The sequence below is a fragment of the Mycobacterium sp. genome, assembly GCF_049278535.1.
Taxonomy (GTDB): domain Bacteria; phylum Actinomycetota; class Actinomycetes; order Mycobacteriales; family Mycobacteriaceae; genus Mycobacterium.
Map to the genome: position 1 here is coordinate 1 of NZ_JBAPMI010000278.1, position 5,214 is coordinate 5,214.

General features: G+C 65.4%; 6 protein-coding genes and 1 pseudogene. 6 read left to right on the plus strand and 1 reads right to left on the minus strand.

Annotated elements, in window-relative coordinates; translation table 11 throughout:
* On the plus strand, positions 1-634 hold a 634-nt coding region (locus tag WAO18_RS18765), incomplete at its 5' end, for an AAA family ATPase (RefSeq protein ID WP_422207738.1).
* A 3-nt stretch (positions 635-637) separates the two neighbouring features.
* Here WAO18_RS18765 and WAO18_RS18770 read toward each other — a convergent pair.
* On the minus strand, positions 638-1,243 hold the full coding sequence (locus WAO18_RS18770; RefSeq protein ID WP_422207743.1) for a hypothetical protein: 606 nt from the start codon (positions 1,241-1,243) through the stop codon (positions 638-640).
* A gap of 152 nt (positions 1,244-1,395) precedes the next feature.
* On the opposite strand from WAO18_RS18770, the gene dop reads away from it, so the two are divergent.
* The 5 genes and pseudogenes from dop to WAO18_RS18795 form a co-directional block, all read left to right on the plus strand.
* Positions 1,396-2,904 (plus strand): pup deamidase/depupylase, encoded by a 1,509-nt coding sequence (gene dop, locus WAO18_RS18775; protein ID WP_422207739.1) that lies wholly within the window; start codon positions 1,396-1,398, stop codon positions 2,902-2,904.
* A 104-nt stretch (positions 2,905-3,008) separates the two neighbouring features.
* Positions 3,009-3,203: a ubiquitin-like protein Pup gene (locus WAO18_RS18780; protein ID WP_422207740.1), complete on the plus strand. Its 195-nt coding sequence runs from the start codon at positions 3,009-3,011 to the stop codon at positions 3,201-3,203.
* Positions 3,200-4,084 carry a proteasome subunit beta gene (gene prcB, locus WAO18_RS18785; RefSeq protein WP_422207741.1) on the plus strand — a complete coding sequence of 295 codons (885 nt, stop codon included), beginning with the start codon at positions 3,200-3,202 and terminating at the stop codon, positions 4,082-4,084. The genes WAO18_RS18780 and prcB overlap by 4 nt, the downstream gene beginning before the upstream one ends.
* The gene (prcA, locus tag WAO18_RS18790) at positions 4,081-4,839 is read left to right on the plus strand and encodes a proteasome subunit alpha (protein ID WP_422207742.1); all 759 of its coding nucleotides are present in this window, start codon (positions 4,081-4,083) and stop codon (positions 4,837-4,839) included. The genes prcB and prcA overlap by 4 nt, the downstream gene beginning before the upstream one ends.
* 10 nt (positions 4,840-4,849) lie before the next feature.
* Positions 4,850-5,214, plus strand: a pseudogene (locus tag WAO18_RS18795) (hypothetical protein); the annotation flags it as partial.

The window sequence follows — 5,214 nt, forward strand, 5'->3', positions numbered from 1 at the left end:
GATCGATGGTGTCGAAGGCCTGGAGAACGTCATCGTGATCGGCGCCTCCAACCGCGAGGACATGATCGACCCGGCGATCCTGCGGCCCGGCCGCCTCGATGTGAAGATCAAGATCGAGCGCCCGGACGCCGAGTCGGCACAGGACATCTTCTCGAAGTACTTGGTCGAGTCGCTGCCGGTGCACGGCGACGACCTGGCCGAGTTCGGGGGCGACCGTTCGGCCTGCATCAGGGCGATGATCGAGAAGGTCGTCGAGCGGATGTACGCCGAGATCGACGACAACCGGTTCCTGGAAGTCACCTACGCCAACGGTGACAAAGAGGTCATGTATTTCAAGGACTTCAACTCCGGCGCGATGATCCAGAACGTCGTCGACCGCGCGAAGAAGAACGCCATCAAGTCGGTGCTGGAAAGCGGTCAGTCGGGCCTGCGGATCCAGCATCTGCTGGACTCGATCGTCGACGAGTTCGCCGAGAACGAGGACCTGCCCAACACCACCAACCCCGATGACTGGGCGCGGATTTCGGGCAAGAAGGGCGAGCGGATCGTCTACATCCGCACGCTGGTCACCGGCAAGAGCTCGAGCGCCTCGCGCGCGATCGACACCGAGTCCAACCTCGGTCAGTACCTGTAGGGCTCAGCCGGCCAGCAGCGAATAGCTGTTGGTCAGGTCGTCCTGCAGGACCTGCGCGGCGTGCGTGGTGGTGTCGATGCGCAATGCGCTGTCCAGCGTTCGGCTTTGATAGGTCCATCCCTGCGGCAGGTTGAGCCGCTCGCCCAACTGCGGCAGGTCGGCCCGCGACAGGTTCGGATCGACGATCTGGCTCCAGGTCTGCATCACCCACCGCCGGTAAGCGGGATCGTGCAACTCGTAGACCTGTTCGCCGGCATTGAAGGTGGAGACGGTGTGCCGGTGGACCTGATTAGCGGTGTAGGGCGCCGGGTTCATCGCGGACAGCAAAGTTTGGGCTTGCAGTTGCATGTCGATTCCGCCGAAGTTCTTGACGATCCGCGGGCCCTGCGTCATATTCTCGATCTCGTTCATCAGCCAGTACCGCGGGCCATTGAGTAACGCTGTGGCAGCGCTGTTTTCGGCTGCAATCGCTTTCGCGTCGAGCGCAGCCCACAGTTCGGCCGGACAGTCGTTGAGCGGGTAGCTGTTGTAGACGGAGGCCTGCAGCCCCGCCTCGCCAGGCGTCACCAGAAGAACTTCGCCGTAGCGTTTTCCGGACAGGCCGGTGATGGGTTCGGCGGACACCAGGTGAAGGTAATCACTTCCATCACCTGCGTCAATGGGCCGCCGTGGGTTGTCCGCGCCGGGTTCACCTGGCCGCTATGCGGACCGGCCGCTTCCCCCAGCCGCGGTCGCGTCGTCCTCACGCCTAGGCTTGGGGGATGCAACGGATTATCGGAACGGAGGTCGAATACGGCATCTCGTCGCCGTCGGACCCGACCGCCAACCCGATCCTGACTTCGACCCAGGCGGTGCTGGCTTACGCCGCCGCCGCGGGTATTCAGCGCGCCAAACGCACCCGGTGGGATTACGAGGTCGAGTCGCCGCTGCGCGACGCGCGCGGTTTTGATCTGAGTCGCTCGGCGGGACCGCCGCCCGTCGTAGACGCCGACGAGGTCGGCGCCGCAAACATGATCTTGACCAACGGCGCGCGGCTCTACGTCGACCACGCCCACCCGGAGTACGCCGCTCCGGAGTGCACCGACCCGCTGGACGCGGTGGTCTGGGACAAGGCCGGCGAGCGGGTGATGGAGGCCGCCGCACGGCACGTCGCAAGCGTTCCGGGGGCCGCCAAACTGCAGCTGTACAAGAACAACGTCGACGGCAAGGGCGCGTCCTACGGATCGCACGAGAACTATCTGATGAGCCGGCAGACGCCGTTCTCGTCGGTCATCGCCGGGTTGACGCCGTTTCTGGTGTCCCGCCAGGTGGTCACCGGCTCCGGCCGGGTCGGAATCGGCCCGTCCGGAGACGAGCCGGGCTTCCAGCTCTCGCAGCGGTCCGACTACATCGAGGTCGAGGTCGGGCTGGAGACCACGCTCAAGCGCGGGATCATCAATACTCGCGACGAACCGCACGCCGACGCGGACCGTTATCGGCGGCTGCACGTCATCATCGGCGACGCGAACCTCTCCGAGACGTCGACCTATCTCAAGCTGGGGACCACCGCGCTGGCGCTCGACCTGATCGAAGAAGGTCCGGCGCACGGCATCGACCTCAGCGACCTGGCGCTGGCCCGGCCCGTGCACGCCGTACATGCGATCAGTCGCGATCCGTCGTTGCGTGCCACGGTCGCCCTGGCCGACGGCCGTGAACTGACTGCCCTTGCGCTGCAACGGATTTACCTCGACCGGGTGGCGAAGCTGGTCGACAGCCGGGACCACGACGCGCGCGCCGCCGACGTCGTGGAGACCTGGGCGAACGTGCTTGACCTGCTCGAGCGCGACCCGATGGAGTGCGCGGAGTTGCTGGACTGGCCGGCAAAGCTGCGACTCCTCGAAGGTTTCCGGCACCGGGAGAACCTGAGTTGGTCGGCGCCGCGGCTGCATCTGGTCGATCTGCAGTACTCCGATGTCCGGCTGGACAAGGGCCTGTACAACCGGCTGGTGGCCCGCGGTTCGATGAAGCGTCTGGTCAGCGAGCAGCAGGTGATCGACGCGGTCGAGAACCCACCGACGGATACCCGGGCCTACTTCCGCGGCGAATGCCTGCGCCGTTTCGGCGCGGACATCGCGGCGGCCAGTTGGGACTCGGTGATTTTCGATCTGGGTGGTGATTCGCTGGTGCGAATTCCGACGCTGGAGCCACTGCGTGGCAGTAAAGCGCATGTCGGAGCGCTTTTGGATTCGGTGAACAGTGCGGTCGAGCTGGTGGAACAGCTGACCACCTGAGCGCCCGGACACAGGGCTTTCGCCCGAGCTATGACGCTATTGACCGGTAGGGTGGAGACACTGACGGGCGTGTTTCACGCCCGACGACGATGCAGGAGGCAGCGATGGCCCAGGAGCAGACCAAGCGCGGCGGTGGTGGCGACGATGACGACGACCTCACTGCCGGCACGGGCGCGGGCCAGGAGCGTCGCGAGAAGCTGACCGAGGAGACCGACGACCTGCTGGATGAGATCGACGATGTCCTGGAAGAGAACGCCGAAGATTTCGTCCGCGCATACGTCCAAAAGGGCGGACAGTGACCTGGCCAAACCGCGATCGCCTGGCCACGAACTCTGCTCTCCCCGGAACCGCCTCTGGCGGCCTGTCCTCCTTCACTGACTATTTGCGCCGCGAGGCACCGGAGTTGCTGCCGGCGGGCATCGGTAGCGCACCCGTCACACCGAGTTCGCAGCTGCCGCACGGCACAACCATCGTCGCGCTGAAGTACCCGGGCGGGGCCCTCATTGCCGGCGACCGGCGCTCGACGCAGGGCAACATGATCGCCGGGCGTGATGTGCAGAAGGTGTACATCACCGATGACTACACCGCGACCGGGATTGCCGGCACCGCGGCCATCGCGGTCGAATTCGCACGCCTCTACGCCGTCGAGCTCGAGCACTACGAGAAGCTGGAGGGCGTGCCGCTCACGTTCGCGGGCAAGGTGAATCGGCTGGCGATCATGGTGCGCGGCAACCTCGCTGCGGCGATGCAGGGTCTGGTGGCTCTGCCGCTACTCGCCGGTTTCGACATCGACGACCCTGATCCGCAGAAGGCCGGCCGCATCGTGTCTTTCGACGCCGCCGGCGGCTGGAACCTGGAAGAAGAGGGCTACCAGTCGGTCGGTTCAGGCTCGATTTTCGCGAAATCGTCCATCAAGAAGCTGTATTCGCAAGTGACGGACCCGGATTCGGCGCTGCGGGTTGCCGTCGAGGCGCTCTACGACGCAGCCGACGACGACTCGGCCACTGGCGGGCCCGACCTGGTTCGCGGGATCTTCCCGACTGCGGTCACGATCGGCGCCGACGGCGCTGCCAACGTAGCCGAGCAGCACATCGCTGAGCTGGCCCGCGAGGTCATCGAAAGACGTTCCCGTGCTGATACTTTCGGCCCGGACGCTGATCGCGCGGGAAGTGATTCATGAGTTTCCCGTATTTCATCTCGCCTGAACAGGCGATGCGCGAGCGCAGCGAGCTCGCCCGCAAGGGCATCGCGCGTGGTCGCAGCGTGGTCACGCTGGCCTATTCCGGTGGTGTGCTGTTCGTGGCGGAGAACCCGTCGCGGTCGCTGCAAAAAGTCAGTGAACTCTATGACCGGGTTGGCTTCGCGGCCGTCGGCCGATTCAACGAATTCGACAACCTGCGGCGCGGTGGCATTCAGTTCGCCGACACCCGTGGCTACGCCTACGACCGCCGCGACGTCACCGGTCGCCAGCTGGCCAACGTCTACGCCCAGACGTTGGGCACCATCTTCACCGAGCAGGCCAAGCCCTACGAGGTAGAGCTCTGTGTGGCCGAAGTGGCTCACTATGGCGAGACCAAACCGCCTGAGCTGTACCGGATCACCTACGACGGGTCGATCGCCGACGAACCGCATTTCGTCGTGATGGGTGGAACCACCGAGCCGATCATCACCGCGCTCAAAGACTCGTACGCCGAGAACGCCAACTTGGCGGATGCGGTGCACATTGCGGTCAACGCCCTGCAGGCGGGCAGCGCCGAGGGATCCGGAAACGAGCAGACCGTCCTGGGGGTATCCAAATTGGAGGTCGCGATCCTCGACGCCAACCGGCCGCGCCGCGCGTTCCGGCGTATTACCGGCGCGGCGCTGGAGCGGCTGGTCCCCGATCCCAACGGTTCTGAGTCGGCGGACGACTCCGCGGAGAAATCGTCGAAATAGGCTCTGTCCCATGCTGACCGGCTTGCTGCTCGCGTTGGGCTGTTCGGTTTGTTATGGCACGGCGACGGTATTGCAGGCCGCCGCGACCCGCTCGGTGGATTCCGGCAGCAGCGAGTCCGGAGTCGACGCGGCGCTGCTGCTGCGGGCATTGCGGCAATGGCGTTACCTGGTGGGCATCGGGCTCGATGGGCTGGGGTTCCTATTGCAGGTCGCAGCGCTGAGGTTGGTGCCGATTTACGTCGTCGCCGCCGCGATCGCCGCGTCGCTTGCCGTCACCGCGATCGTGGCCGCATGGGTGCTGTCCACCCGGTTGTCGTCAATGGAGTGGGCAGCCGTCGCGGTGGTGTGCGCGAGCCTGGCGATGCTCGGCCTGGC